We start from the raw sequence: 26,106 nt of genomic DNA on the forward strand, positions 1-26,106 counted from the left end.
GAGACCGTGAAGACGCACGAAAATGCATCCATGAACGACCACGACCTGCCACCCCTGATCGAAACGCCGCCCGGGCGCTACCGCCACTACAAGGGTGGCGAGTACGAGGTCGTCGGCACCGTCCGGCACAGCGAAACCCTCGAGCCGATGACGCTCTACCGCGCGCTCTACGGCCAGCGCGGCCTGTGGGTGCGTCCCGCCGCCATGTTCGGGGAAGAGATCGTCTTCGAGGGGCGCGCGCAGCCCCGCTTCCGCAAGATCGACTGAGGGCGCCGCGGCGCGCTCAGCCGCAGCGCACGGCCGTCACGCGGCCGCGGGCGTCGACCTCGAGGTTGAGCCGCGCGCTGTTGAACTCCAGCGTCACGGCCTGGCCCGGCTTGAGCACGCGCGAGACCGTCGCGTTGGCGCGCGTCCGCGCGGCCGCCTCGAGCGGCGCCGACAGGGTCTGGCCCACCGCGAACCGGCCGCCCGCGGCGCTGCATTCGGGCTGCGGCGCGGGCGCGGGCATCGGCGCCGGCCGGGCGGCCGCCGGCGCCTCGACCACCGGCGCGGGTGCCGGCGCGGGCGCCGCGCAGGCCGCCAGCAGGCCGGCGAAGGACAGGGCGATCGTTCTCTGGATCATCGTCATCATTCAGGCACTCCCGGAAAAAGCGGATTGTGTCATCGGCCCCGGGCCAGCCAGCGGGCGATCGCGCGCGGATAGAGCCGGTGCTCCTGGGTCAGCACGCGCGCGGCCAGGGCCTCGGCCGTGTCCTCGGCCAGCACCGGCACCACCGCCTGGTCGACGATCGGGCCATGGTCGAGTTCCGCCGTGACCTGGTGCACCGTGGCGCCGGCCGCGCGGCAGCCCGCCTCGATGGCGCGCCGGTGGGTGTCCAGGCCCGGAAAGGCCGGCAGCAAGGACGGGTGGATGTTGAGCAGCCGCCCTTCGTAACGCGTCACGAAGCCGGGCGTGAGGATGCGCATGAAGCCCGCCAGCACCACCAGCGCCGGCGCATGGGCATCGATGGCTTCGGCCAGCGCCGCGTCGAAAGCCTCGCGCGTCGCGAAGGCCTTGTGCGGCACCACCGCCGTGGCGATGCCCTCGGCCTGGGCGAAGGCCAATCCGCCCGCGTCCGGCTTGTTGCTCAGGACGGCGGCGACGCGCGCGTCGAGGCGCTCGGCCCAGCGCTCCTGGGTGGCCGCGCGCACGATGGCGGCCATGTTGGAGCCTCCGCCCGAAATCAGGATCACGATGTTTTTCATGGGTCGCGGGATTATCCGTGCGCCCGCACTGCGGTCCTGGCGTGCCGGGTTGTCGCAGCGCGGACACCCGAATCACGCACGACCGTGCTAAAAAGTCGGATCCCGGAGACACGCCGCCCTCCTCGCGGCGACGGAATCAACCATCGAGGCAAGCATGGATTTGAGCTTCACACCTGAAGAACAGAAGTTCCGCGAAGAAGTTCGCGCCTGGGTCAAGGACAACCTTCCCCCAGAGATTTCGCACAAGGTGCACAACGCGCTCGAGCTGACGCGCGACGATCTGCAGGGCTGGGCCAAGATCCTCGGCAAGAAGGGCTGGCTGGGCTACGGCTGGCCCAAGGAATTCGGCGGCCCCGGCTGGACCGCCGTGCAGCGCCACCTGTTCGAGGAAGAGACCGCACTGGCCGGCGCGCCGCGCATCATCCCCTTCGGCCCCGTCATGGTGGCCCCGGTGATCATGGCCTTCGGCAATGCCGAGCAGCAAAAGCGCTTTCTCCCCGGCATCGCCAGCGGCGAAGTCTGGTGGAGCCAGGGCTACAGCGAACCCGGCTCGGGCTCCGACCTGGCCTCGGTCAAGACCAAGGCCGAGCGCCAGGGCGACAAGTACATCGTCAACGGCCAGAAGACCTGGACCACGCTGGGCCAGTACGGCGACTGGATGTTCAACCTCGTGCGCACCAGCAACGAAGGCAAGCCCCAGACCGGCATCAGCTTCCTGCTGCTGGACATGAAGTCGCCCGGCGTCACCGTGCGCCCGATCAAGCTGCTCGACGGCGGCCATGAAGTCAACGAGGTGTTCTTCGACAACGTCGAAGTGCCGGCCGAGAACCTGATCGGCGAAGAGAACAAGGGCTGGACCTACGCCAAGCATCTGCTCTCGCACGAGCGCACCAACATCGCCGACGTGAACCGCGCCAAGCGCGAGCTCGAGCGCTTGAAGCGCATCGCCAAGAGCGAAGGCGTTTACGAAGACCAGCGCTTCCGCGACGAGATCGCCAAGCTCGAGGTCGACATCGTCGCCCTCGAGATGATGGTGCTGCGCGTGCTGTCGGCCGCCACCTCGGGCAAGAACTCGCTCGACGTCGCGGGCCTGCTCAAGATCCGCGGCAGCGAGATCCAGCAGCGCTACAGCGAACTGATGATGCTGGCCGGCGGCGCCTATTCGCTGCCGCTGATCCGCGAGGCGATGGAAGCCGGCTGGCAGGGCAACTTCCCGGGCGGCAACCCGGCGCTCGCGCCGCTGACGTCGACCTTCTTCAACATGCGCAAGACCACCATCTACGGTGGCAGCAATGAAGTGCAACGCAACATCGTCGCGCAGACGGTTCTGGGCTGAGGAGACACGCACATGGACTTCAATTTCACCGACGACCAGGAACAGCTGCGCGACGCGGTCCGCAAGTGGGTCGACAAGGGCTATGACTTCGAGCGCCGCCGCGGCATCGAGGCCAAGGGCGGCTTCTCGCGCGAGGCCTGGGACGAACTGGCCGAGCTCGGCCTGGGCGGCCTGTACATCTCCGAAGACGACGGCGGCCTGGGCATGGGCCCGGTGGCCGGCATGGTCGTGATGGAAGAACTGGGCCGCGGCATCGTGCTCGAGCCCTTCGCGCAGACGTTGATCGCGGGCGCGGTGCTCGGCGGCTATGCCGACGGGAACCTCAAGGACAACTGGCTGCCGCGCATCGCGGGCGGCCAGGCCATCGTGGTGCTGGCCTACCAGGAACGTAAGGCGCGCTACCGCCTCGACGTCTGCGAGGCCACGGCCGTGACGTCGGGCAGCGGCCATTCGCTGACCGGCGCCAAGAGCCTGGTGCCCGTGGGCGACGAGGCCGATGCCTTCATCGTGCCCGCCAAGCTCGACGGCAAGATCGCCCTCTTCCTGGTCGAGCGCAGCGCCAGCGGCGTCGAGGCCCGCGGCTACGGCACGCAGGACGGCAGCCGCGCGGCCGAGGTGGTGTTCGACAAGGCCGACGCCACGCTGGTCACGGCCGACGGCCTGGCCGCGCTGGAGTACGCGGTGGACGTGGGCATCGCCGCCACCTGCGCCGAAGCCGTCGGCGTGATGGACAAGACCGTCGACGTCACGGTCGAGTACCTGAACCAGCGCAAGCAGTTCGGCGTGGTGATCTCCAGCTTCCAGGCGCTGCGCCATCGCGTCGCCGACATGAAGATGCAGCTCGAGCTCGCGCGCTCGATGAGCTACTACGCGACGCTCAAGCTCAACGCCCCGGCGGACGAACGCCGCCAGGCGCTGGCCCGCGCCAAGTACCAGCTGGGCACCTCGATGCGCTACGTGGCCGCGAACTCGGTGCAGCTGCACGGCGGCATCGGCGTGACCGACGAATACATCGGCAGCCACTACTTCCGCAAGCTCACGCAGCTGGAGCTGACCTTCGGCGACACGCTGCACCACCTGGGCGAGGTGTCGGCCCGCATGCAGGACACGGCCGGCGTCTTCGCCTGACGGCCTTTCCCCCTTAGCATCCAACGCCCGCCCGCTTTTGCGCCGGCGGGCGTTTTCACGTGGACCTCAGCCCCAGGAACGCAACATGCCCTCCCGCCGCACCCTCCTCGCCATGGCCGTCCTCGGGACCGCCGCCGCCGCCATGCTGACCGCCTGCGCCACCGCCCCCTCCGGCTTGGGCACCGAACGCCCGCCGATCGTCTTCATGCACGGCAACGGCGATTCGGCCGCGCTGTGGCAGACCACGCTCTGGCGCTTCGAATCCAATGGCTGGCCGCGCGACCGCCTGTTCGCGCTCGACCAGCCCGCGCCGCTGGCACGCGACGACGACGCGGTGGCGCAGCCGGGCCGCAGCTCGAGCGCCGAATCGGCCGCCTTCCTGAAGGCCGAGGTCGACCGGGTGCTCAAGGCCACCGGCGCCGGCAAGGTGGTGCTGGTCGGCAACTCGCGCGGCGGCAACACGATCCGCAACTATGTGCAGAACGGCGGCGGCGCGGCCGTGGTGAGCCACGTGGTGCTGGGCGGCAACCCGGCGCACGGCATCTGGGCCGTGAAGGGCTTCCGCGAGAACAACGAGTTCTCGGGGCTATCGCCCTTCATGCAGCAGCTCAATGCGCCCAAGGGGCCGAACGGCGACGAGGTCACGCCGGACGTGAAATGGCTGACCCTGCGCTCGGACAACAACGACAAGTACGCGCAGCCCGACGGCGCCTGGATCGGCGCGCCGGGCAAGCCCACCAACATCGGCTTCGACGGGCCGGCGCTCAAGGGCGCGACCAACCTCGTGCTGCCGCGCGTCGACCACCGCGAGGTCTCGTTCTCGCCGGCCGCCTTCGCCGCCACCTGGCAGTTCCTGACGGGCGAGGCGCCGCGCGTCACGGCCATCGCGCCCGAGTCCAGCGTGGTGCTCGGCGGCCGTGTGCTCAGCGCGGAGAACCTGCCGCTGGCCGGCGCGCAGCTCGCCATCTACGCGGTCGACCCGGCCACGGGCGCACGGCGCGGCGAGGCGGTGCACCGCCAGGACATCGGCGCCGGCGGCCGCTGGGGGCCCTTCGCCGCGCGCGGCGACGCGTTCTACGAGTTCGCGGTCAGCGCGGCCGGCGGCGTGACCCATATCTACCGCAGCCCCTTCCCGCGCAGCAGCAGCGTGATCCACCTGCGGCCCGAGCGCCTCGCGGCGGCCGACGCCGGCGCGAACGCGGTGGTGGTCTTCACCCGGCCGCGCGGCTACTTCGACGCACAGCGCGACACCCTGCGCTTCGACGGCCAGAGCCCGCCGGCCGGCGTGCCGCCCCGGGGCGCGGGCGTGTCGAGCTCCCGGCTGCGCATCGCCGCGGCCGAGCCGCAGCGCGCGGTAGGCGGCGAGTTCAACGGCGAACGCATCGCCGGCCAGACCTGGCCCGCGGCGCAGGGCCATGTGACGGTGCTCGAACTCACCTACTGAGGCCATGGACGCCACCCCGACGCCTTGCCTGCTGCAGACGCGCGACGCACGCGGCGTGGTCACGCTGACGCTGAACCGGCCCGCGGCCTTCAACGCACTGTCGCAGGGCCTGATCGAGGCGCTCGAGCAGGCGCTGGAGGGCCTCGCAGAAGACGAGCAGGTGCGCGCGGTCGTGATCGCCGGCGCCGGCAAGGCCTTCTGCGCGGGGCATGACCTCAAGGAGATGCGCGCCGAGCCCTCGTCGAGCTACTACCAGCAGCTGTTCGATCGTTGCGGCGCGATGATGCTGCGGATCCAGCGCCTGCCGGTGCCCGTGATCGCGCGCGTGCACGGCCTCGCGACCGCGGCCGGCTGCCAGCTGGTGGCGATGTGCGACCTGGCCGTGGCCGCGAGCGACGCGCGCTTCGCGGTCAGCGGCGTCAACGTGGGCCTGTTCTGCGCCACGCCCAGCGTCACGCTGTCGCGCAACCTGGGGCGCAAGGCGGCTTTCGAGATGCTGGTCACGGGCGAGTTCATCAGTGCGCAGCAGGCACGCGACGAGGGGCTAGTCAACCGCGTGGCGCCACCTGAAGCGCTCGATGCCGAGGTCGAATCGCTGGTCGCCAGCATCGTCGCCAAGCCGCGCATCGCGCTGGCCCTGGGCAAGGGCCTGTTCTACCGCCAGCTCGAGACCGGCATCGAGGCCGCGCTGGCCGATGCCAGCCAGACCATGGCCTGCAACATGATGGACGAGAGCGCGCTGGAAGGCGTGCAGGCCTTCATCGAGAAGCGCCCGCCGGCCTGGAAAACCTAGCTGTCGTGCAGCCGCGAGCTCTGCGGCAGGTGCGCCATCAGGAACTCCATCTGGTCCGCCAGGATGCGGCGATTGCGCAGGATGAAGTCCTCCCAGAGGCTGGGCACATAGGGCGTGTAGAGCAGCGGCATGTTGGCCTGCTCGGGCGTGCGGCTGCTCTTGCGGTGGTTGCAGGGCTTGCAGGCCGTGACCACGTTCATCCAGACGTCGATGCCCTTCTGCGCGAAGGGGATGATGTGCTCGCGCGTGAGTTCGTCTTCGTGGAAATGGCCGCCGCAGTAGGCGCAGACGTTGCGGTCGCGCGCGAACAGCTTGCTGTTGCTCAGGCCGGGACGCTGGGTGAAGGGGTTGATGCGCGGCACGCCCTTGGTGCCGATGATGCTGTTGATCGCGATCTGCGACTGCAGGCCGGTGACCGCGTTGTGACCGCCACGGAAGACCGCCACCTGCGCGCCGACCTCCCAGCGCACCTCGCCCGCCGCATAGTGGAGCACCGCCTCTTCGAGCGAAATCCACGACTGGGGCAGCCCTTGGGCCGACAGCTTCAAGACCTTCACACACGCCTCCTGACCACAGGGAAGAACACGGAGAGACCCGGACCACGGCAGCACCCCGGAGGGCACCTGCCGTGACGCACTGCGTCACAATATACCGGCTTTGTGACAACAGGCCCTGCCATGCCCCATTCCGCGGGCGCGCAGCGCTATCAAAATCAGATCGATCCATGCAGGTTTTTCGCGGATTCCGGCATCCCGGCGTGGCTTCGGCCTGCGCCCTCACCATCGGCAATTTCGACGGCGTGCACCGTGGCCACCAGGCCATGCTGGCGCTGCTGCAGACCGAGGCGCGCCAGCGCGGCCTGCCCAGCTGCGTGCTGACCTTCGAACCCCATCCGCGCGACTACTTCTCGGCGCTCACCAAGCAGCCGGCGCTGGCGCCCGCGCGCATCGGCACGCTGCGCGACAAGCTGGGCGAGCTCGCGGCCTGCGGCGTGGCGCAGACCATCGTGCTGCCCTTCGACGCCCGGCTGGCCGCGCAGTCGCCCGAGCAGTTCATCCAGAACGTGCTGATCGAGGGCCTGGGCGCGCGCTACGTGCTGGTGGGTGACGATTTCCGTTTCGGTGCCAAGCGCGCCGGCGACTACGCGATGCTCGATGCGGCCGGCGAACAGCACGGCTTCGACGTGGCGCGCATGAACAGCTACGAGGTGCGCGGGCTGCGGGTGTCGAGTTCGGCGGTGCGCGAGGCCCTGGCCGAGGGCCGCATGGCCGACGCCCAGGCGCTGCTGGGCCGGCCCTACGCCATCTCGGGCCATGTGGTGCACGGCCGCAAGCTGGGCCGGGCGCTGGGCGCCTCCGCCCCGGGCCGAGACGACGGCTTCCGCACGCTCAACCTGCGCTTCAAGCACTGGAAACCGGCCGCCAGCGGCATCTTCGCGGTGCTGGTGCACGGGCTGGCCGAACGCCCGCTGCAGGGCGTGGCCAACCTGGGCGTGCGGCCCTCGCTCGACCCGAACGACGTCAACGCGGGGCGCGTGCTGCTCGAGACCCATTGCCTCGATTGGCCCGCCGAACTGGGGCGGGAAGGGGCCTACGGTAAAATCGTCCGCGTGGAACTGCTGCACAAACTGCACGACGAATTGCGCTACACCAGCCTGGAAGCCCTCACCGCGGGCATCGCCAAGGATGGCGTCGATGCACGCGCCTTCTTCGCGTCCACCCACCGTCAGACCACGCGCGACCGAATTTAAAGCGGAACCGTCTTCCGCCGCGCGCGGCCGCCCTTGTGTCACATCGGCGCCGCACCCTCCCCCGATCCTTCGAGCGCTGCCCCGCAGCGCAGACTTCTGGAAACCCCATGGCTGACAACAAAACCGCAGGCGGCACCGATTACCGCGCCACCCTCAACCTGCCCGACACCCCCTTCCCGATGCGCGGCGACATGTCCAAGCGCGAGCCGGGCTGGGTCAAGGAATGGGAAGACCAGGGGCTCTACAAGCGGCTGCGCGACGCCCGCATCGGCCGGCCCAAGTTCATCCTGCACGACGGCCCGCCCTACGCCAACGGCCAGATCCACATGGGCCATGCGGTCAACAAGATCCTCAAGGACATGATCACCAAGGCGCGCCAGCTCGAGGGCTTCGACGCGCTCTACGTGCCGGGCTGGGACTGCCATGGCCTGCCGATCGAGAATGCGATCGAGAAGAAGCACGGCCGCAACCTGAGCCGCGACGACATGCAGGCCAAGAGCCGCGCCTTCGCGACCGAGCAGATCGCGCAGCAGATGGCCGACTTCCAGCGCCTGGGCGTGCTGGGCGAGTGGGACCATCCGTACAAGACCATGGACTTCGCCAACGAGGCCGGCGAACTGCGCGCCTTCAAGCGCGTGATCGAGCGCGGCTTCGTCTACCGCGGCCTGAAGCCCGTGTACTGGTGCTTCGACTGCGGCTCCTCGCTGGCCGAGTTCGAGATCGAGTACGCCGACAAGAAGTCGCAGACTCTCGATGTGGCCTTCAAGGCGCACGAGCGCGCCAAGGTGCTCGAAGCCTTCGGCCGCCCCGATGTGCTGGGCGACATCTTCGCGGTCATCTGGACCACCACCGCCTGGACCATCCCGGCCAACCAGGCCATCAACCTGAACCCGGAGCTCGAGTACTCGCTGGTCGACACCGAGCGCGGCCTGCTGATCCTGGCGAACTCGCTGGTCGAGATGTGCATGACCCGCTACGCGCTCGACGGCAAGGTGCTGGCCACGGTCAAGGGCGAGGCGCTGGGCGGGCTGGAATTCGAGCATCCGCTGTACGACGTGGATGCGGGCTACCGGCGCCTGTCGCCCGTGTACCTGGCCGACTACGCCACCGCCAGCGACGGCACCGGCCTGGTCCACTCCTCGCCCGCCTACGGCGTGGACGACTTCAACTCCTGCATCGCCCACGGCGTCGCTTACGACGACATCCTGAACCCGGTGCAGGGCAACGGCACCTATGCGCCCGACTTCCCGCTGTTCGGCGGGCAGCACATCTGGAAGGCCGTGCCGGAGATCATCGCCGCGCTGCGCGATGCCCATCGCCTGCTGGCCACCGAGGGCATCACCCACAGCTACCCGCACTGCTGGCGCCACAAGACGCCGGTGATCTACCGCGCCGCGGCGCAGTGGTTCATCCGCATGGACGAAGGCGAGGGCGTGTTCACCAAGGACAAGGCGCCCAAGACGCTGCGCCAGACCGCGCTCGACGCCATCGAGCAGACCAGCTTCTACCCGGAGAACGGCAAGGCGCGCCTGCACGACATGATCGCCGGCCGGCCCGACTGGTGCATCTCGCGCCAGCGCAGCTGGGGCGTGCCGATCCCCTTCTTCCTGCACAAGGATTCGGGCGAGCTGCATCCGCGCACCATGGAGATCCTCGACCAGGCCGCCGACATCGTCGAGCGCGGCGGCATCGAGGCCTGGAGCCGCGTCACGGCCGAGGAGATCCTCGGCGCCGAGGACGCGCCCAGCTACACCAAGAGCACCGACATCCTCGAGGTGTGGTTCGATTCGGGCTCGACCTTCTATCACGTGCTGCGCGGCACCCACCCCAACGTGCACCACGACACCGGCCCCGAAGCCGACCTCTACCTCGAAGGCCACGACCAGCACCGCGGCTGGTTCCATTCGTCGCTGCTGATCGCCTCGGCGCTCGAAGGCCGCGCGCCCTACAAGGGCCTGCTGACGCACGGCTTCACGGTCGACAGCCAGGGCCGCAAGATGAGCAAGTCGCTGGGCAACGGCATCGACCCGCAGGAGGTCAGCAAGAAGCTGGGCGCCGAGATCATCCGCCTGTGGGTGGCCGCGAGCGACTACTCGGGCGACATCGCGGGCGACGACAAGATCCTGGCGCGCGTGGTCGACGCCTACCGCCGGATCCGCAACACCCTGCGCTTCCTGCTGGCCAACACCAGCGACTTCGACATCGCCAAAGACGCGGTGCCGCTCGACCAGTTGCTGGAAATCGACCGCTACGCGCTGGCGCGCGCGGCCGAGTTCCAGGCCGAGATCCTCGCGCACTACCAGGTCTACGAATTCCACCCGGTGGTGGCCAAGCTGCAGATCTACTGCTCCGAAGACCTGGGCGGCTTCTACCTCGACGTGCTCAAGGACCGGCTCTACACCACCGCGCCCGGCTCGCAGGCGCGCCGCAGCGCGCAGACCGCGCTGTGGCACATCACGCAGGCGATGCTGCGCTGGATGGCGCCCTTCCTGAGCTTCACCGCCGAAGAGGCCTGGAAGCTGGTCGGCACGGGCGAGCCGGGCACCTCGATCTTCACGCAGGTCTACAGCGACCTGGGCACGCCCGACGACGGCCTGCTGGCCAAGTGGACGCGCATCTGCGAGATCCGCGACAGCGTCAACAAGGAGATCGAGACGGTGCGCGCCACCGGCCAGGTCGGCTCCTCGCTGCAGGCCAACGTGGTGCTCACCGCCACGCCGGAAGACCATGCGCTGCTGGCCTCGCTGGGCGAGGACCTGAAGTTCGTGTTCATCACCTCGGCCGCCACGCTGGTGGCCGGTGACACGCCCTCGGTGCTGGTCAAGCCCAGCGCCGACACCAAGTGCGAGCGCTGCTGGCACTGGCGCGCCGACGTGGGCCACGATGCGGCGCACCCGACGCTGTGCGGCCGCTGCACCAGCAACCTCTACGGCGCCGGCGAAGCGCGGAGCGTCGCCTGATGGCCCGCGCCGTCGCCGCCAAGCGGGGTGCGGGCAAGAGCCTGGCCGACAGCATCTGGCCCTGGCTGGGCCTGGCGCTGGTGCTGTTCATCCTCGACCAGTTCACCAAGACGCTGATCCTGGGCTACTACCGGCTGGGCGACTGGACCCAGATCACCGGCTTCTTCAACATCGTGCGTGCGCACAACACCGGCGCGGCCTTCTCCTTCCTGGCCGACAGCTCGGGCTGGCAGCGCTGGCTGTTCACCGGCATCGGCGTGGCGGCCGCGATCTTCATCGTCTGGATGCTGAAGTCGCACGCGGGCCAGAAGCTGTTCAGCTTCGCGATGGCCTGCATCCTGGGCGGCGCCGTGGGCAACGTGGTCGACCGCATGATGCACGGCTACGTGGTGGATTTCCTGGACTTCCACCTGGGCGGGCGCCACTTCCCGGCCTTCAACGTGGCCGACGCGGCCATCACCATCGGCGCCATCTGCCTGATCCTCGACGAGCTGCGGCGCGTGAAACGCGGCAAGTAGTCCCTCCCCTGCGCTTCTCACGAAAACCGCGTCGACCCGCCTAGGGTTTACGCGGTTTTCTCGTTCGTCATCACCGGGTCATACTGCCGTGCTTCAATGTAATCGATTACATTGCGCCACCACAGATGAACATCCAGATCGTTGCCGAACGTGCCGGCGTCTCCGTCGCCACGGTGTCGCGGGCCTTCAACTTCCCCGACAAGGTCGCGCCCGCCACCCGTGAGCTGGTCGAGCGCGTCGCCAAGGAACTCGGCTACCTGCCCAACGCCAGCGCCCGCACCCTGCGCACCCAGCGCAGCCGCGTGCTGGGCGTGGTGCTGCCCACGCTGCTGAACCCGACTTTCGCCGAATGCCTGCAGGGCATCGCCGAGGCCGCGGCGGCCGGCGGCTACGCGATCATCCCGGTCACCACCGGCTACGAGGTCGAGGAGGAGCAGCGCTCGGTCCACCAGCTGCTGGCCGGCAATGTCGACGGGATGATCCTGGTGGTCTCCAACCCCTCGAACTCGGTCGCGCTGCAGCGGCTGCACGGCGCGGCCGTGCCCTATGTGCTGGCCTACAACCGCCACCCGGCCCATCCCTGCGTCTCGGTCGACAGCGAGCGCGCCTCGGCCGAGGTGGTCGAGCGGCTGGTGCGGCTGGGCCACCGGCGCATCGCCATGGTCAGCGGCACGCTGGCCGCCTCCGACCGCTCGCAGCAACGCTATCGCGGCTACCTCCAGGGCATGGCCGACGCCGGCCTGGACGCGCTGCCGCTGCTCGAGGTGCCCTTCGTCGAGACCGCGGTCGAGGCCGTGCGCCACTACCTCGAGGCCGCGCCGCGCCCCAGCGCCCTGTTCTGCTCGAACGACCTGCTGGCGATCCGCTGCATCCGCGCCGCGCACCGCAACGGCCTGCGCGTGCCGCAGGACCTGGCGGTGGTGGGCTTCGACGGCATCGCGCTCGGTGAAGACCTGACGCCCGCCCTGAGCACCGTGACCCAGCCCAACCACGACATCGGCCGCCATGCGGTGGAACTGCTGGTGAAGGCGCTGGCCGCCGGCACCGCGCCCGGCGCCGACGCCAGCCTGCTGCTGCCCCATGCCTTCCGCGAAGGCGAGTCCTATGCGGCCGCGCCGGCCTGACCTCTTTCGTTTTCTCTTTCTCCCCACCCGATCCCTTCAGACCAAGGAGCCTTCCATGTCTTCGACCCTTCGACGCATCGCCCGCCTGGGCGTGCTGGCCGCCGGCCTCGCCGCCGCCAGCGTGACCATGGCCCAGACCGCCATCTGCTACAACTGCCCGACCGAATGGGCCGACTGGGGCACGCAGCTGCGCGCCATCAAGGCCAAGACCGGCGTCACGGTGCCGGCCGACAACAAGAACTCGGGCCAGGCGCTGGCCCAGATGGTGGCCGAGAAGGCCAGCCCGGTGGCCGACGTGACCTACCTGGGCGTGACCTTCGCGATCCAGGCGCAGAAGGAAGGCGTGGTCGCGCCCTACCAGCCGGCCAACTTCAAGGACATCCCCGACGGTCTCAAGGACCCGGCCGGGAACTGGTTCAGCATCCATTCGGGCACGCTGGGCTTCATGGTCAACGTCGACGCGCTCAAGGGCAAGCCGATCCCCAAATCGTGGGCCGACCTGCTCAAGCCCGAGTACAAGGGTCTGATCGGCTACCTCGACCCGGCGTCGGCCTTCGTCGGCTATGTCGGCGCGGTGGCGGTCAACGAAGCGCGCGGCGGCAACCTCGAGAACTTCGGCCCGGCCATCGACTACTTCAAGGCGCTGCAGAAGAACGAGCCCATCGTGCCCAAGCAGACCTCGTACGCGCGCGTGCTGTCGGGCGAGATCGCGATCCTGCTCGACTACGACTTCAACGCCTACCGCGCCAAGTACAAGGACAAGGCCAACGTGGCCTTCGTGATTCCGGCCGAAGGCACGGTGGTCGTGCCCTATGTGATGAGCATGGTGGCCAAGGCGCCGCACGCGGCCGAGGCGAAGAAGGTGCTGGACTTCACGCTGTCCGACGAAGGCCAGGCGATCTGGGCCAAGGCCTACCTGCGCCCGGTGCGCGCGAGCGCCATGCCCAAGGAGGTCGAGGCCCAGTTCCTGCCCGCCGCCGAATACGCGCGCGCCAAGACCGTCGACTACGGCCGCATGGCCGCCGCGCAGCGCGCCTTCTCCGACCGCTATCTGAAGGACGTGCGTTGAAGTCCAGGCAGCACTGGCTGCTGCTGGGCTGCGCAGCCCCGGCCGGCGCCTTCTTCCTGATGTTCTGGCTGCTGCCGGTGCTGCGCCTGATGGCGCTGCCGGCGGAGAAGGGCTGGGCCACCTATTTCGCGGTGCTGACCGACGGCCGCTATGTGCAGAGCATGGTCAACACCGTGCTGCTGTCGCTGGGCGTGACGCTGGCCACGCTGGTCCTGGGCGGCGCGGTCGGCGTCTACCTGGCGCGGCGCGAGTTCGTGGGCAAGCGCGTGCTGCTGTCGCTGCTGACCTTGCCGCTGTCCTTCCCCGGCGTGATCATCGGCTTCTTCGTGATCCTGCTGGGCGGCCGGCAGGGCCTGGTGGCCGACCTGTCCGACGCATTGGTGGGCGAGCGCATCACCTTCGCCTACGGCCTGCTGGGCCTGTTCCTGGCCTACCTCTATTTCTCGCTGCCACGCGCCATCGCCACCTACGCGGCGGCCGCGGAGTCGATGAACATGCAACTCGAGGAAGCGGCCCGTTCGCTGGGCGCCTCGCGCCTGCGCGTGGTGCGCGACGTGTGGCTGCCCGAACTGGCCCCCACCACGCTGGCCTGCGGCGCGATTTTGTTCGCGACCTCGATGGGCGCCTTCGGCACGGCCTTCACGCTGGCCAGCAAGTTCGAGGTGATCCCGATCACCATCTACAACGAGTTCACCAACTACGCCAACTTCGCGCTGGCCGCCTCGCTGTCGATCGCGCTGGGCGTCGTGACCTGGCTGGTGCTGTTCGTGGCCCGTCATTTCGGCGGCAACCCGACCGTGCGCTGAGGACGAGAGCAGACAAGCATGCGAAAGAACACGCAACCCAAGGCGCCCTTCCTGTTCGCGGTGACGGCCATCGTGAGCTTCTTCATGATCGCGCCGATGCTGCTGTCGGTGATGGCGGGCCTGGTCAACAACTACAGCGTGGGCCTCAAGAGCGGCCTCACGACCCGCTGGTTCGGTGAGGTGTGGGAGGTCTACGGCGGCACCGTCGGCTGGTCGCTCGCGCTGGCGCTGGTCTGCGTCGCGGGCACCATCGTGCTGGGCGTGCCCTGCGCCTATGCGCTGGCGCGCAGCCGCTCGCGCACCGCACGCATCTTCGAGGAGCTGCTCACGCTGCCGGTGGCGGTGCCGGGCCTGGCGACCGCGCTGGCGCTGATCCTGGCCTATGGCCAGATCACGGCCTTCCGCCAGAGCTTCGCCTTCATCCTGGTCGGCCACATCGTCTTCACGCTGCCCTTCATGGTGCGCACCGTGGCCTCGGCCTTCCAGCGCAACGACCTGGTCGCGCTGGAAGAAGCCGCGCGCACGCTGGGCGCGAGCTTCCGCCAGCGCTTCCTCGGCGTGCTGGTGCCGGCGGTGTTCCCGGCCATCGTCGCGGGCAGCCTGATGGTCTTCACGCTCTCGGTCGGCGAATTCAACCTGACCTGGATGCTGCACACGCCGCTCACGCGCACGCTGCCCGTGGGGCTGGCCGACAGCTACGCCTCGATGCGGCTGGAAGTGGGCTCGGCCTACACCCTGGTCTTCTTCATCGTCATCCTTCCGGTGCTCTGGGGCCTGCAGTCCCTCGCCCATCTCATGCAGAAACGCTATGGAACTTGAACGCATCCCGGTCGACGTCGAGAACGTCGCCAAGACCTACGCCGACGGCACGCGCGGCCTGCAACCGACGAACCTGCACGTGGAACCGGGCGAAGTGCTCGCGCTGCTCGGCCCCTCGGGCTGCGGCAAGACCACGCTGCTGCGGCTGATCGCCGGCCTCGAGACGCTCGACACGGGCGGCCGCATCCGCTTCGGCGACCAGGACGTGACGCACAAGCCGGTCGAGCAGCGCGGCGTGGGCATGGTGTTCCAGAGCTACGCGCTGTTCCCGCAGCTGAGCGTGGCCGCCAACATCGGCTACGGCCTGCGCATCCGCGGCGTGAGCGCGGCCGACGAGCGCCGCACGGTGGGCGAGCTGGTCGAGCTCACGCGCCTCACCGGCCTGGAACACAAGCGCCCGGCCGACCTCTCGGGCGGCCAGCGCCAGCGCGTGGCCCTGGCCCGCGCCGTGGCCGTGCGCCCGCGCGTGCTGCTGCTCGACGAGCCGCTGGCCGCGCTCGACGCCAAGCTCAAGGAGTCGCTGCGCGACGAGCTGGCCGAACTGCTGCGCCGGCTGCACATCACGGCCATCCACGTCACGCACGACCAGCAGGAAGCCATGGCCATCGCCGACCGGCTGGCCGTGATGCGCGCGGGCCGCATCGTGCAGATCGGCCGCGGCGAGGACCTCTACCGCGCGCCCAGCCATCCCTTCGTGGCCGAGTTCCTGGGCCGGGTGAACCGGCTCGAGCGTTCGGCCCAGGCCATCGCGCAGGGCGTGCTCGCCTTCGGCGGCACGACCATTGCATGCCCCGCCGACTGGATGAAGCACCCGACCCTGCTGCTGCGCCCCGAAGACGTCGAGATCGGCGCGCCCGGCCAGGCCGGCTGGGGCACGGCCCGCGTCGAGCAGCGCACCTTCCTCGGCGACCGCGTGCAGCTGCGCCTGAGCCTGGTGGACCAGCCGGGCCTGCTGGCCGACGCGGTGCGCGACACGCCCTTCAACGCCGGCGATGCCATCGGCATCCGCATCCAACCCGACCGCCTCATGACCTCGCAGGAGGAGGCCAGCGCATGACCCACACCGTTCTCGTTCAACTGACCGACCTCCACATCCGCGAACCGGGCCGGCTGGCCTACGGCCGGATCGACACCGCGCCCTACCTGAAGCGCGCGGTGCAGAGCGTGCTGCGCCTGCGCCAGGCGCCCGATGCGGTGGTGATCACCGGCGACCTCAGCGACTTCGGCCGCGCCGCCGAGTACACCCACATGGCCGAACTGCTGGCGCCGCTGACCATGCCGGTCTACCTGATGCCCGGCAACCACGATGACCGCGACCAGCTGCGCCGCAGCTTCCCCGGCCACAGCTACCTCGGTGCGGTCGGCGAGTTCGTGCAGTACAGCGTGAAGGTCGGCGGCCTGCGCCTGCTCACGCTCGACACCTGCGTGCCCGGCCACAGCCACGGCACGCTCGACGCCGCGCGCCTGGCCTGGCTCGAAGCGCAGCTGGCGGCCTGCCGCGGCGAGCCGGTGGTCATCGCGATGCACCACCCGCCCTTCCGCACGCTGATCGGCCACATGGACGACATCGGCCTGCTCGAGGGCCGGGCCGAACTCGAAGCCTTGGTGGCGCGCCATCCCAACGTCGAGCGCGTGATCTGCGGCCACCTGCACCGCGCGATCGACGTGCGCTTCGGCGGCACCATCGCCTCGACCTCGCCGGCACCCGGCCACCAGGTCACGCTCGACCTGGACCCGCAGGCGCCCTCGTCCTGGGGCCTCGAGCCGCCGGGCTTCCGCGTGCATGCCTGGGACGGCGAACGCCTGGTCACGCACCTGGCCGCAGCGGGCGAATTTGAAGGTCCCTACCCTTTCCATGAGAATGGGGCCTTGATCGACTGAACCCCGCGTCCCTGGCCGACGCCTTGCCGCACATCCCGTGTTGACAATAGAGGCTCACTGAACAACAAAGAAGAGAAAGCCATCCGCCGTCCATGAAACATCTGCTGAACCTGCTGGCAGCAGTCGCACTCCTCGTCTGGGGCACCCACCTGGTCCGCACGGGCGTGCTGCGCGTGTTCGGCGCCAACCTCCGCACCCTGCTCGCGCGCAGCATGCGCAACCGCTTCACCGCGGCGCTGTCGGGCATCGGCGTGACCGCGCTCGTTCAGTCGAGCACGGCCACCTCGCTCATGACCTCGTCCTTCGTCGGCCAGGGCCTGATCGCGCTGCCGGCCGCGCTGGCCGTGATGCGCGGCGCCGACGTGGGCACGGCGCTGATGTCCGTGCTGTTCTCGACCGACCTCTCGTGGCTGTCGCCGCTGTTCATCTTCACCGGTGTGGTGTTCTCGATCACCCGGCCCGCGAGCGCTGCCGGGCGCTTCGGCCGCATCCTGATCGGCCTAGGGCTGATGCTGCTGGCGCTGCAGCTGGTGGTGCAGGCCACCGGCCCGCTGTTCGATTCGCCGGCCATGCGCGCGATCCTGGTGTCGATCAGCAGCGACATCCTGCTCGAGATCACCATCGGCGCGGCACTCGCGGTGGTGGCCTATTCGAGCCTGGCCGTGGTGCTGCTGGTGGCGGCGATGGCCAGCTCGGCCGTGGTGCCGCTCGACGTTGCGCTGGGCCTGGTGCTGGGCGCCAACCTGGGCAGCGGCATCCTGGCGGTGCTGACCACCGCCAAGTCCGAGATGTCGGTGCGGCAGGTGACGGTGGGCAACCTGCTGTTCAAGCTGCTGGGCGTGACGGTGGCCGCGCCCTTCGTCGGGCTGTACCTGACGCATGTGCGGGCCTACGTGTCCGACGCGACGCAGCTGGTGGTGCTCTACCACCTGGCCTTCAACGTGGTGGTGAGCATCGGCTTCATCGGCCTCACCGACTGGGTGGCGCGGCTGGTGAAGAAGCTGCTGCCGGTGCCGCAGGAAGGCTCGACCACCGCCCGGCCGCAGCACCTGGACCCCTCGGCCCTGTCCACGCCCACGCTGGCGATCTCGAACGCGGCGCGCGAGGCGCTGCACCAGGCTGACATCGTCGAGACCATGCTGATCGGCATGCTCAACGTGATCCGCAACAACGACCTGCGGCTGGCCGACGAACTGCGCAAGCTCGACGACGTGGTGGACCGGCTCTACTCCGACATCAAGTACTACCTCACCAAGATCTCGCGCGAGGCGCTGGGCGAGGAAGAAAGCAAGCGCTGGACCGACATCATCAGCTTCACCATCAACATGGAGCAGGTGGGCGACATCATCGAGCGCGTGATCATCGACATCGAGGACAAGAAGATCAAGCCGCAGCGCAATTTTTCCGAGGCCGGCATGGCCGAGATCGTCGAGCTGCACGAGCGCCTGGTGGCCAACCTGCGGCTGGGCATGAGCGTGTTCCTCAACGGCAACGTGCGCGACGCGCAGAAGCTGCTGGAAGAGAAGGCGCGCTTCCGCGACCTCGAGCGCGCCTACGCCAACACCCACCTGACCCGGCTCATGGACCGCACCACGCCGAGCATGGAGACCAGCTCGCTGCACATCGACCTGATCAGCGACCTCAAACGCATCAACTCGCACATCTGCTCGATCGCCTATCCGATCCTCGACTCGGCCGGCGCGCTGGCGCCCAACCGGCTGCGCGAGGCGCAGCTCACGCCGGTCAAGGAATCCTGAGAACGGCTCAGGCGGCGCGGGCGGCGGCCGGCTCCACGGCCTCGTCGGCCGGCCGGCGCGCATAGCGCTGCGCCAGCACCGCGCACACCATCAGCTGCATCTGGTGGAACAGCATCAGCGGCAGCACGATGGCGCCCACCGCGCCCGAGGCGAACAGCACGTGTGCCATCGGGATGCCGCTGGCCAGGCTCTTCTTCGAGCCGCAGAACACGATCGTGACCTCGTCGGCCTTGTCGAAGCCCAGCTTGCGCGCGGTCCAGGTGGTGGCGAACAGCGCCAGCGCCAGCAGCACCGCGCAGACCACGAACAGCCCGGCCAGCGCGCTCAGCGGCACCTGGCGCCACAGGCCCTCGATCACGGCGGCGCTGAAGGCGGTGTAGACCACCAGCAGGATCGAGCCGCGGTCGACGAAGCTCAGCACCGAGGCACGCTGCTTGATCCAGGCGCCGATCCAGGGCCGCAGCAGGTGGCCGACCACGAAGGGCACCATCAGCTGCAGCAGGATCCGCCCGATGGCATCGAAGGAAGACGATGCGGCGCCGCCCGAGACCACCAGCCAGTTCACCAGCAGCGGCGTGACGAACACGCCCAGCAGGGTCGAGGCCGAGGCGCTGCAGACCGCGGCCGGCACGTTGCCCCGCGCCAGCGAGGTGAAGGCGATGGCGGACTGCACCGTGGCGGGCAGCACGCACAGGTACAGCACGCCGGTGTAGAGCTCGGGCGTCACCAGCGGCTGCAGCACCGGCCGCAGCGCGAGCCCGAGCAGCGGGAACAGCACGAAGGTGCTGAGGAACACCAGCAGGTGCAGCCGCCAGTGGCCCACGCCGGCCACGATGGCCTCGCGCGGCAGCTTGGCGCCATGCAGGAAGAACAGCAGGCCGATGGCCACCGTCGTGAGGCCCTCGAAGAAGTGCGCCGTGCGGCCGGCAGCGGGCAGCAGCGAGGCCAGCGCCACGGTCGTGACCAGGGCGAGGGTGAAGTTGTCGGGGAGGAAGCGTGAACGGGCCATGGGCAGGATTGGGCCCGGGATCGGATCGAAAGAGAAATGGATTTATCTGATGGATATATGATTTCTCTGCATGAACATCAGCCTGCGCCAGCTCCGCGTGTTCCTGGCCGTGGCCGAGGAGCGCAATTTCAGCCGTGCCGGCGATGCGATCGCGCTCACCCAGCCCGCGGTGAGCCGCTCGATCCTCGAGCTCGAATCGCAGCTGGGCCTGAAGCTGCTCGACCGCACCACGCGCGAGGTGGTGCTGACCGAGGCCGGCCAGTCGCTGGCCGCGCGGCTGGGCCGGGTGCTCGAGGAGCTCGACCAGACCCTGCTCGACGTGCAGGGCATGGCCCATGCGCGGCGCGGCAAGGTGCGCGTGGCCAGCAGCCCCACGCTGTCGGCCCAGCTGATGCCGGCCTGCATCGCGGCCTGCGCACGGCAGGAGCCCGAGATCCAGCTGGTGCTGCTCGACCGCATCCAGCAGGACGTGCTCGACAGCGTGCGCAGCGGCGAGGTCGACTTCGGCGTGGTGATCGAGCCCTCGGCGGCCGAGGACCTGCAGACCGAAACCATCCTCGACGACCCCTTCGTGCTGGTGGTGCCGCGCGGCCATGCGCTGGCGGCGCACCGCAGCGTGCGCTGGTCGATGCTGCGCGGCCATGCGCTGGTGCTGCTCGACCATGCCTCGGGCAGCCGCCGGCTGATCGACGAGGCGCTGCTCGCGCACGGCGTGCAGGCCGAGGTGGCGCAGCAGCTGGGCCATCCGACCACGGTGTTCCGCATGGTCGAGGCCGGCATCGGCATCAGCGTGATGCCCGCGCTGGCCGTGCCGCCGCAGGGGCTGGGCACGCTGGTCGCGCTGCCGCTCACGCCGCGGGTGCAGCGCCAGGTGATGCTGGTGCACCGGCGCAACCGCGCGCCTTCGCCGCTGGCGCAGCGGGTGTGGCGGCTGGTGCGCGAGATCGCAACTACAGCGTGAGGATCGTGCAGCCCGTGGTCTTGCGCGCCTCGAGGTCGCGGTGCGCCTGCTGCACGTCTTCCAGCGCGTAGCGCTGCGCGATCGGGATCTTCACCGCGCCGCTCTGCACCACCGCGAACAGGTCGTCGGCCATGGCCTGCGTGGCTTCGCGCGAGGACATGTGGGTGAACAGCGTGGGCCGCGTGACGTAGAGCGAGCCCTTGGAGGCCAGCATGCCCAGGTTGATCGGCGGCGTCGGGCCCGAGCCGTTGCCGAACACCGCCAGCAGGCCGAAGGGCCGCAGGCAGTCGATCGAGCCTTCGTAGGTGTCCTTGCCCACCGAGTCGTAGACCACCTTCACGCCCTTGCCGCCGGTGATCTCCTTCACCCGCGCGGCGAAGTTCTCGTTGCTGTAGTTGATCGCGTGCGCCGCGCCGTGTTCGAGCGCGAGCTGGCACTTGGCGTCGCTACCGGCGGTGCCGATCAGCTGCAGGCCCAGCGCCTTGGCCCACTGGCAGGCGATCAGGCCCACGCCGCCGGCGGCCGCGTGGAACAGGATGAAGTCGCCTGGCTGCAGGCCTTCGGCCGGCAGGGTCTTCTTCAGCAGGTACTGCGTGGTCAGGCCCTTGAGCATCATGGCCGCGCCGGTCTCGAAGGAGATCGCGTCGGGCAGCCGGCAGACGTTCTTGGCCGGCAGCACGCGCAGCTCGCAGTAGGCGCCCGGCGGCGGGCTGGCGTAGGCGGCGCGGTCGCCGACCTGGAGGTGCGTCACGCCCTCGCCCACCGCCTCGACGATGCCGGAGGCTTCCATGCCCAGCTGCAACGGCATCGCGAAGGGGTACAGGCCGCTGCGCTGGTAGGTGTCGATGAAGTTCAGGCCCACGGCCTTGTGGCGGATGCGGATCTCGCCCGGGCCGGGCTCGCCGACCTGCACGTCGACGATCTTGAGTTCTTCGGGACCGCCATGGCGGTCGATACGGACGGCTTTGCTCATCATCGTTGCAGTCTCCAAAAAGAAGAGCCGCATCCTGCCACGTTTGGCCCACCCGCGAAGGCGCGGGGCATTGCCTTGCTCAGCCCGGTGGCGGCTCGGCCGCGAACTCGATGCGGTAGCCCCGGCGCTCGAACATCTGCAGGATCTCGCGCTCGCCGTACCAGAGGTCGAGCTGCGACAGCGGGATCTGCGAGCGCAGCGTGAGCGGCGCCAGCGACACCAGCTGCCGCACCCGCGCATGGTGGCCGAACAGCCGCAGCGGGTCGTAGCCGTGGTGCAGTTGCGGCCCCGCATGCTCGATGGCGAAGTCGCGTGCCAGCGCCAGCGGCGCGAAGCGCATGCCGACGGCCTCGAGCGCAGGCCGCAGCACGCCGCTGAGCTGCACGTCCTCGAGCAGCGCGTTGTTGTGCCAATGCATGCGCAGCGGGTCGCCTCCCACCGCATCGGGCGGCGGGATCTCCACCCGGACCTGCGGATGGTCGACCAGCGCCCGCATGAAGCGCCGGCTGCGCAGGCTGAAGCCGCCGTTCTGGACCGGCGTGACGCGCAGTTCGGGCCGCTGCAGTTCCTGCACCCAGTCGAAGCGGGTGCGCCAGGCCGGGCCCCCGGGCCCGTCGATGCGCGCCAGGTGGATCGGCGCGCCGATGTAGTCGCAGTCCAGGAAGTCATCGCGCCAGTTGGCAGCATCGACGACCCAGCCGTCGTCCTGCACCACCAGCGCGAACTCGGTCTGCACCACGCGCCACAGCGCGAACATCATGAACCAGCTGTACTCGTGGTAGTTGAGCGGCGCGATCGCCTGGTGCGCGATGCCCGGCGGCAGGTCGGGCGGCGCCTGCGGGCAGCACAGCAGGGCCCGCGCACCCGGCATCTGCTGCAGGCTCCATTGCAGCGCCAGCGCGGCGCCGCGCGCATCGGGCAGCCCGGTGACCGACACCAGGGTGATCTGCCTGAACGCGTCCCCGCTCATGCGCGGCTTCGTCGGCTTTAGTAGGTGCCCGGGTACGCGCCGCCGTCGGTCAGCACGTTCTGGCCCGTGATGTAGCCGGCCTGCCGGCTGCAGAGGAAGGCGCAGACCGCACCGAATTCCTCGGGGCTGCCGAAGCGGCCGGCGGGAATGTTCTTCTGGCGCGCCGCGCGCACCGCGTCGACGTCCTGGCCGCTCTTCTTCGCGGCGCCGGCCATGGTGCCCTTGAGCCGGTCGGTGTCGAAGGCGCCGGGCAGCAGGTTGTTGATCGTCACGCCCTTCGCCGCGATCGAGGTCCGCGCCGCGCCGGCCACGAAGCCGGTCAGGCCGCTGCGCGCGCCGTTGGACAGGCCCAGGATGTCGATCGGCGCCTTGACCGAACTCGAGGTGATGTTGACGATGCGGCCGTAGCCGCGCGCGGCCATGCCGTCGACCGTGGCCTTGATCAGTTCGATCGGCGTGAGCATGTTGGCGTCCACCGCCTTGATCCAGGCCTCGCGGTCCCAGTCACGGAAATCACCGGGCGGCGGGCCGCCCGCGTTGGTCACGACGATGTCGTAGTCGGCATGCGCGGCAAAAGCCGCGGCACGGCCTTCTGGCGTCGTAATGTCGGCCGCCACGGCCTTGACGAAGGGCTTGTTCGCCACGCCCGCGGCCAGCGCCTCGAGCTGAGCCGCCGCGGCGTTCAGCACTTCGGCGCCGCGCGCCACCACCACCACGTTCACGCCTTCGCGCACCAGGGCTTCGGCACAGCCCAGGCCCAGCCCCTTGCTCGCGCCGCACACCAGGGCCGTCCTGCCTGCAATTCCGAGGTCCATTCAAATTCTCCTGCGGGCTCAGCGCCCGGTTCGCGTAAAGACAAAGATTCCCGTGATGACCAGCACCGTCCCGGCCGCAATCCAGGCCGTGAAGGGTTCGCCGAGCAACACCACGCCCATGAGAATAGTCGAGAGCGGCCCCACCATGCCGGTCTGCGCCGCCATGGCCGCACCGATGCGCTCGATCGCCATCATCACGGACAGCACCGGCACCGCGGTGCACAGCGTCGCATTGAGCACCGACAGCCAGATCACCTCGGGCGCCACGTTCAGCGCCACGTCGATCGGCCGCAGCAGCAGGAACTGCGCGATGCACAGCACGCAGGCCACGCTGGTCGCCAGGCCGACCAGCCGCAGCGAGCCCAGGCGCTTGACGAACTCGCCGCTCGCGACCAGATAGACCGCATAGCTCACCGCACTGAGGAAGACCAGCAGCGTGCCCCAGGCCGCGGCGCTGCTCTGCCCCAGCTGCACCTCGTGGCCGAACACCAGCAGCACGCCCGCATAGCTGATCGCGATGCCGATCAGCTGCTGGCGCACGATGCGGCGGCGGTAGACGATCCAGCCGAACAGCAGCACCAGCGTGGGGTTGAGATACAGGATCAGCCGCTCCAGGCTGGCCGTGATGTAGGCCAGCCCGGCGAAGTCGAGAAAACTCGACAGGTAATAGCCCGAAAAGCCCAGCCCGATCACCCCCAGCCAGTCGCGCAAGGTCAACGCCGCCTTGCCCCGCCCCGCCCACCAGGCCATCGCCACGAACAGCGGCAGCGCGAACAGCATGCGGAACATGATCAGGGTGACCGCGTCCACGTTGTGCCGGTACGCCAGCTTCACGATGATCGCCTTGCCGCTGAACGCGATGGCGCCGAAGGTGGCGAGGATCAGGCCGGTGCGGATGGATTTGGGGGCCGCGGCCGAGGGGGTGGGAGAGGAGGTCAATTTTTCTTATTCCAAAGACACCGCGGAACCGGCTTTGCCGGGCCGCAGGTGTGGCCGCCCGACAGGAACTCGGCCAACGCGCTTTCCCCTATTCCAGGGACACCGCGGATCCGGCTTCGCCGGTCCGCCGGTGTCGCCCCTTGAGGGGAGACGGCTACACGAAGTGAGCCGTTTCGGGGTGGACTCAGAATCCTGCAGCAAGGCCATCCCGCCGCGGATCGCTCGCCGCCACATAACCCTCGACCGCCGGATCGCCCGCGCGCCAGATGAACTGGCCGGCACCGAAGTCCTGATAGGAGTCGTCGATCACCTCGACCTTGTGGCCCAGGGCGCTCAGCCCCTGCAGGACCTGCGGGTCCATCGCGGCCTCGGCGTTGATCTCCAGGCCGCTGTTGAAGCGCCAGCGCGGCGCATCGCAGGCGGCCTGCGGGTTCTGGCCGTGGTCGAGCATGCGCACCAGCGTCTGCATGTGGCCCTGCGGCTGCATGTTGCCGCCCATCACGCCGAAGCTCATGACCGGCTGGCCGTCCTTGGTGAGGAAAGCCGGGATGATGGTGTGGAAGGGGCGCTTGCCCGGTGCCGCGACGTTGGGGCTGGCCGCATCCAGGCTGAAGCCGTGGCCGCGGTTCTGCAGGCTGATGCCGAATTCCGGTTCCACGCAGCCCGAGCCGAAGCCCATGAAGTTGCTCTGGATGAAGCTCACCATCATGCCGCTCTCGTCAGCGGCCGTGAGGTAGATGGTGCCGCCCTTGACCGGGTTGCCGGCCTTGAAGTCTTGTGCCTTGTTCACGTCGATGAGTTTGGCACGCGAGGCCAGGTAGCCGCCATCGAGCATTTGCGCGACCGTCGTCTCCATCGACGAGGGCTCCGACACATAGCGGTAAACGTCGGCGAAAGCCAGCTTCATGGCCTCGATCTGCAGATGCTGCGACGCCACCGAGTCGATGGGCATCGAGGCCAGGTCGAAGTTCTTCAGAATGCCCAGCGCGATCAGCGCCGCGATGCCCTGCCCGCTGGGCGGGATCTCGTGCAGCGTGTGGCCCGCGTAGTCCTGCGAGATCGGCGTGACCCATTCGGGCTTCCAGTTCGCAAGGTCGCGCACCTTGAGGCTGCCGCCGTTGGCATTGGAGAATTTCTCCAGCGCCTCGGCGATCTCGCCGCTGTAGAAAGCTTCTCCACGGGTCGCGCCGATGGCGCGCAGCGCGCGCGCCGCGGCCGGGAAGCGGAACAGCTCGCCCACCTCGGGCGCACGGCCCCAGGGCAGGAAGCTCTGGGCGAAGCCCGGCTGGTTCTGCAGGATCGGCGTGGCCGCGGCCCACTTCTGCTGCACCACCGGCGGCACCAGGTAGCCACGCTCGGCGATCTCGATGGCCGGCGCCATCAGGGCCTCGAAGGGCAGCTTGCCGAAACGCTCCGACAGCGCGACCCAGCCGCCCACCGCGCCCGGCACGGTGACCGAGTCCATGCCGCGCTGCGGCGGCGTGGCGGCGCCATCGCCATGCTTGCGCCGGAAGTACTCGGGCGTCCAGGCCTGCGGCGCGCAGCCCGAGGCGTTGAGGCCGTGCAGTTCCTTGCCGTCCCAGAGGATGCAGAAGGCGTCGCTGCCCAGGCCGTTGCTCACCGGCTCGACCAGCGTCATCACGGCCGCGGTGGCGACGGCCGCGTCGACCGCGTTGCCGCCCTGCTGCAGGATGCGCAGGCCGGCCTGGGCCGCCAGCGGATGGGAGGTCGAGACGACGTTGCGTGCGAAGACCGGGATGCGGACGGAACGGTAGGGGTTGGCGTAGTCGAATTTCATGGGATGGGGCG

The 26,106-nt window shown here is 69.3% G+C and carries 25 protein-coding genes; 16 read left to right on the forward strand and 9 right to left on the reverse strand.

Annotated elements, in window-relative coordinates; genetic code table 11:
* The first annotated feature begins 30 nt into the window (after positions 1-30).
* A complete protein-coding gene (locus A9977_RS09540; RefSeq protein ID WP_183024589.1) occupies positions 31-267 on the forward strand; it encodes a DUF1653 domain-containing protein in 237 nt (78 codons plus the stop codon).
* 16 nt (positions 268-283) lie between these two features.
* Here A9977_RS09540 and A9977_RS09545 read toward each other — a convergent pair whose 3' ends face one another.
* Positions 284-622: an I78 family peptidase inhibitor gene (locus A9977_RS09545; RefSeq protein WP_183024590.1), complete on the reverse strand. Its 339-nt coding sequence runs from the start codon at positions 620-622 to the stop codon at positions 284-286.
* 38 nt (positions 623-660) lie between these two features.
* On the reverse strand, positions 661-1,245 hold the full coding sequence (gene purN, locus A9977_RS09550) for a phosphoribosylglycinamide formyltransferase (RefSeq protein ID WP_183024591.1): 585 nt from the start codon (positions 1,243-1,245) through the stop codon (positions 661-663).
* Between the two features lie 154 nt (positions 1,246-1,399).
* On the opposite strand from purN, the gene A9977_RS09555 reads away from it, so the two are divergent.
* From A9977_RS09555 to A9977_RS09570, 4 genes are all read left to right on the forward strand, one after another.
* A complete protein-coding gene (locus tag A9977_RS09555) occupies positions 1,400-2,581 on the forward strand; it encodes an acyl-CoA dehydrogenase family protein (protein WP_183024592.1) in 1,182 nt (393 codons plus the stop codon).
* Positions 2,582-2,593: 12 nt separating this feature from the next.
* Positions 2,594-3,709, forward strand: a complete 1,116-nt coding sequence (locus A9977_RS09560; protein ID WP_183024593.1) for an acyl-CoA dehydrogenase family protein — start codon at positions 2,594-2,596, stop codon at positions 3,707-3,709.
* An 85-nt stretch (positions 3,710-3,794) separates the two neighbouring features.
* Positions 3,795-5,153: an alpha/beta fold hydrolase gene (locus tag A9977_RS09565; RefSeq protein ID WP_183024594.1), complete on the forward strand. Its 1,359-nt coding sequence runs from the start codon at positions 3,795-3,797 to the stop codon at positions 5,151-5,153.
* 4 nt (positions 5,154-5,157) lie between these two features.
* Positions 5,158-5,946 carry an enoyl-CoA hydratase gene (locus A9977_RS09570; protein WP_183024595.1) on the forward strand — a complete coding sequence of 263 codons (789 nt, stop codon included), beginning with the start codon at positions 5,158-5,160 and terminating at the stop codon, positions 5,944-5,946.
* On the opposite strand, the gene A9977_RS09575 is transcribed toward A9977_RS09570, so the two are convergent.
* Complete coding sequence (locus A9977_RS09575) at positions 5,943-6,503, reverse strand: HNH endonuclease (protein WP_183024596.1); 561 nt, start codon at positions 6,501-6,503, stop codon at positions 5,943-5,945. The genes A9977_RS09570 and A9977_RS09575 overlap by 4 nt on opposite strands.
* 167 nt (positions 6,504-6,670) lie before the next feature.
* On the opposite strand from A9977_RS09575, the gene A9977_RS09580 reads away from it, so the two are divergent.
* From A9977_RS09580 to A9977_RS09625, 10 genes are all read left to right on the forward strand, one after another.
* The gene (locus A9977_RS09580; protein ID WP_183024597.1) at positions 6,671-7,696 is read left to right on the forward strand and encodes a bifunctional riboflavin kinase/FAD synthetase; all 1,026 of its coding nucleotides are present in this window, start codon (positions 6,671-6,673) and stop codon (positions 7,694-7,696) included.
* A 107-nt stretch (positions 7,697-7,803) separates the two neighbouring features.
* Entirely contained in the window at positions 7,804-10,656 is a 2,853-nt protein-coding gene (gene ileS, locus A9977_RS09585; RefSeq protein WP_183024598.1) for an isoleucine--tRNA ligase, read from the forward strand.
* Positions 10,656-11,174 carry a signal peptidase II gene (gene lspA, locus A9977_RS09590; protein WP_183024599.1) on the forward strand — a complete coding sequence of 173 codons (519 nt, stop codon included), beginning with the start codon at positions 10,656-10,658 and terminating at the stop codon, positions 11,172-11,174. The genes ileS and lspA overlap by 1 nt, the downstream gene beginning before the upstream one ends.
* A 125-nt stretch (positions 11,175-11,299) precedes the next feature.
* The gene (locus tag A9977_RS09595) at positions 11,300-12,298 is read left to right on the forward strand and encodes a LacI family DNA-binding transcriptional regulator (RefSeq protein WP_183024600.1); all 999 of its coding nucleotides are present in this window, start codon (positions 11,300-11,302) and stop codon (positions 12,296-12,298) included.
* A 55-nt stretch (positions 12,299-12,353) separates the two neighbouring features.
* Positions 12,354-13,367 (forward strand): ABC transporter substrate-binding protein, encoded by a 1,014-nt coding sequence (locus tag A9977_RS09600; protein ID WP_183024601.1) that lies wholly within the window; start codon positions 12,354-12,356, stop codon positions 13,365-13,367.
* On the forward strand, positions 13,364-14,173 hold the full coding sequence (locus tag A9977_RS09605; RefSeq protein WP_259651881.1) for an iron ABC transporter permease: 810 nt from the start codon (positions 13,364-13,366) through the stop codon (positions 14,171-14,173). Before A9977_RS09600 ends, A9977_RS09605 begins: the two co-directional genes overlap by 4 nt.
* 18 nt (positions 14,174-14,191) lie before the next feature.
* Complete coding sequence (locus A9977_RS09610) at positions 14,192-14,992, forward strand: ABC transporter permease (RefSeq protein WP_183024602.1); 801 nt, start codon at positions 14,192-14,194, stop codon at positions 14,990-14,992.
* A complete protein-coding gene (locus tag A9977_RS09615; protein WP_183024603.1) occupies positions 14,982-16,049 on the forward strand; it encodes an ABC transporter ATP-binding protein in 1,068 nt (355 codons plus the stop codon). The genes A9977_RS09610 and A9977_RS09615 overlap by 11 nt, the downstream gene beginning before the upstream one ends.
* Positions 16,046-16,873: a phosphodiesterase gene (locus tag A9977_RS09620; RefSeq protein ID WP_183024604.1), complete on the forward strand. Its 828-nt coding sequence runs from the start codon at positions 16,046-16,048 to the stop codon at positions 16,871-16,873. The genes A9977_RS09615 and A9977_RS09620 overlap by 4 nt, the downstream gene beginning before the upstream one ends.
* Before the next feature lie 92 nt (positions 16,874-16,965).
* Complete coding sequence (locus A9977_RS09625; protein ID WP_183024605.1) at positions 16,966-18,630, forward strand: Na/Pi cotransporter family protein; 1,665 nt, start codon at positions 16,966-16,968, stop codon at positions 18,628-18,630.
* A 7-nt stretch (positions 18,631-18,637) separates the two neighbouring features.
* On the opposite strand, the gene A9977_RS09630 is transcribed toward A9977_RS09625, so the two are convergent.
* Positions 18,638-19,639, reverse strand: coding sequence for a bile acid:sodium symporter family protein (locus A9977_RS09630; RefSeq protein WP_183024606.1), 1,002 nt, complete (start codon positions 19,637-19,639; stop codon positions 18,638-18,640).
* Between the two features lie 70 nt (positions 19,640-19,709).
* Between A9977_RS09630 and A9977_RS09635 the strand changes: the two genes are divergently transcribed.
* Positions 19,710-20,600, forward strand: a complete 891-nt coding sequence (locus tag A9977_RS09635) for a LysR family transcriptional regulator (RefSeq protein WP_183024607.1) — start codon at positions 19,710-19,712, stop codon at positions 20,598-20,600.
* Here the strand turns inward: A9977_RS09635 and A9977_RS09640 are convergent.
* The 5 genes from A9977_RS09640 to A9977_RS09660 all read right to left on the reverse strand — a co-directional run bounded on the left by A9977_RS09640 (position 20,590) and on the right by A9977_RS09660 (position 26,095).
* Entirely contained in the window at positions 20,590-21,573 is a 984-nt protein-coding gene (locus tag A9977_RS09640) for a quinone oxidoreductase (RefSeq protein WP_183024608.1), read from the reverse strand. The two genes, A9977_RS09635 and A9977_RS09640, sit on opposite strands and share 11 nt — an antisense overlap.
* Before the next feature lie 79 nt (positions 21,574-21,652).
* Positions 21,653-22,543 carry a DUF5672 family protein gene (locus A9977_RS09645; RefSeq protein WP_183024609.1) on the reverse strand — a complete coding sequence of 297 codons (891 nt, stop codon included), beginning with the start codon at positions 22,541-22,543 and terminating at the stop codon, positions 21,653-21,655.
* 17 nt (positions 22,544-22,560) lie between these two features.
* The gene (locus tag A9977_RS09650; protein WP_183024610.1) at positions 22,561-23,358 is read right to left on the reverse strand and encodes an SDR family oxidoreductase; all 798 of its coding nucleotides are present in this window, start codon (positions 23,356-23,358) and stop codon (positions 22,561-22,563) included.
* A gap of 18 nt (positions 23,359-23,376) precedes the next feature.
* Positions 23,377-24,297 (reverse strand): DMT family transporter, encoded by a 921-nt coding sequence (locus A9977_RS09655; RefSeq protein WP_183024611.1) that lies wholly within the window; start codon positions 24,295-24,297, stop codon positions 23,377-23,379.
* A 184-nt stretch (positions 24,298-24,481) separates the two neighbouring features.
* Positions 24,482-26,095 (reverse strand): gamma-glutamyltransferase family protein, encoded by a 1,614-nt coding sequence (locus A9977_RS09660; protein WP_220811631.1) that lies wholly within the window; start codon positions 26,093-26,095, stop codon positions 24,482-24,484.
* Between the last annotated feature and the right edge of the window lie 11 nt (positions 26,096-26,106).

The sequence above is a fragment of the Variovorax sp. UMC13 genome (genome assembly GCF_014170375.1).
In the GTDB taxonomy this organism is placed as follows: domain Bacteria; phylum Pseudomonadota; class Gammaproteobacteria; order Burkholderiales; family Burkholderiaceae_C; genus Variovorax.

Excerpts from the sequence above, each read along its gene's own strand:
- A9977_RS09540 (WP_183024589.1), top strand. The coding sequence starts at position 31 with ATGAACGACCACGACCTGCCACCCCTGATCGAAACGCCGCCCGGGCGC.
- A9977_RS09545 (WP_183024590.1), bottom strand. The coding sequence starts at position 622 with ATGATCCAGAGAACGATCGCCCTGTCCTTCGCCGGCCTGCTGGCGGCC.
- purN (WP_183024591.1), bottom strand. The coding sequence starts at position 1,245 with ATGAAAAACATCGTGATCCTGATTTCGGGCGGAGGCTCCAACATGGCC.
- A9977_RS09555 (WP_183024592.1), top strand. The coding sequence starts at position 1,400 with ATGGATTTGAGCTTCACACCTGAAGAACAGAAGTTCCGCGAAGAAGTT.
- A9977_RS09560 (WP_183024593.1), top strand. The coding sequence starts at position 2,594 with ATGGACTTCAATTTCACCGACGACCAGGAACAGCTGCGCGACGCGGTC.
- A9977_RS09565 (WP_183024594.1), top strand. The coding sequence starts at position 3,795 with ATGCCCTCCCGCCGCACCCTCCTCGCCATGGCCGTCCTCGGGACCGCC.
- A9977_RS09570 (WP_183024595.1), top strand. The coding sequence starts at position 5,158 with ATGGACGCCACCCCGACGCCTTGCCTGCTGCAGACGCGCGACGCACGC.
- A9977_RS09580 (WP_183024597.1), top strand. The coding sequence starts at position 6,671 with ATGCAGGTTTTTCGCGGATTCCGGCATCCCGGCGTGGCTTCGGCCTGC.
- ileS (WP_183024598.1), top strand. The coding sequence starts at position 7,804 with ATGGCTGACAACAAAACCGCAGGCGGCACCGATTACCGCGCCACCCTC.
- lspA (WP_183024599.1), top strand. The coding sequence starts at position 10,656 with ATGGCCCGCGCCGTCGCCGCCAAGCGGGGTGCGGGCAAGAGCCTGGCC.
- A9977_RS09595 (WP_183024600.1), top strand. The coding sequence starts at position 11,300 with ATGAACATCCAGATCGTTGCCGAACGTGCCGGCGTCTCCGTCGCCACG.
- A9977_RS09600 (WP_183024601.1), top strand. The coding sequence starts at position 12,354 with ATGTCTTCGACCCTTCGACGCATCGCCCGCCTGGGCGTGCTGGCCGCC.
- A9977_RS09610 (WP_183024602.1), top strand. The coding sequence starts at position 14,192 with ATGCGAAAGAACACGCAACCCAAGGCGCCCTTCCTGTTCGCGGTGACG.
- A9977_RS09615 (WP_183024603.1), top strand. The coding sequence starts at position 14,982 with ATGGAACTTGAACGCATCCCGGTCGACGTCGAGAACGTCGCCAAGACC.
- A9977_RS09620 (WP_183024604.1), top strand. The coding sequence starts at position 16,046 with ATGACCCACACCGTTCTCGTTCAACTGACCGACCTCCACATCCGCGAA.
- A9977_RS09625 (WP_183024605.1), top strand. The coding sequence starts at position 16,966 with ATGAAACATCTGCTGAACCTGCTGGCAGCAGTCGCACTCCTCGTCTGG.
- A9977_RS09630 (WP_183024606.1), bottom strand. The coding sequence starts at position 19,639 with ATGGCCCGTTCACGCTTCCTCCCCGACAACTTCACCCTCGCCCTGGTC.
- A9977_RS09635 (WP_183024607.1), top strand. The coding sequence starts at position 19,710 with ATGAACATCAGCCTGCGCCAGCTCCGCGTGTTCCTGGCCGTGGCCGAG.
- A9977_RS09640 (WP_183024608.1), bottom strand. The coding sequence starts at position 21,573 with ATGAGCAAAGCCGTCCGTATCGACCGCCATGGCGGTCCCGAAGAACTC.
- A9977_RS09645 (WP_183024609.1), bottom strand. The coding sequence starts at position 22,543 with ATGAGCGGGGACGCGTTCAGGCAGATCACCCTGGTGTCGGTCACCGGG.
- A9977_RS09650 (WP_183024610.1), bottom strand. The coding sequence starts at position 23,358 with ATGGACCTCGGAATTGCAGGCAGGACGGCCCTGGTGTGCGGCGCGAGC.
- A9977_RS09660 (WP_220811631.1), bottom strand. The coding sequence starts at position 26,095 with ATGAAATTCGACTACGCCAACCCCTACCGTTCCGTCCGCATCCCGGTC.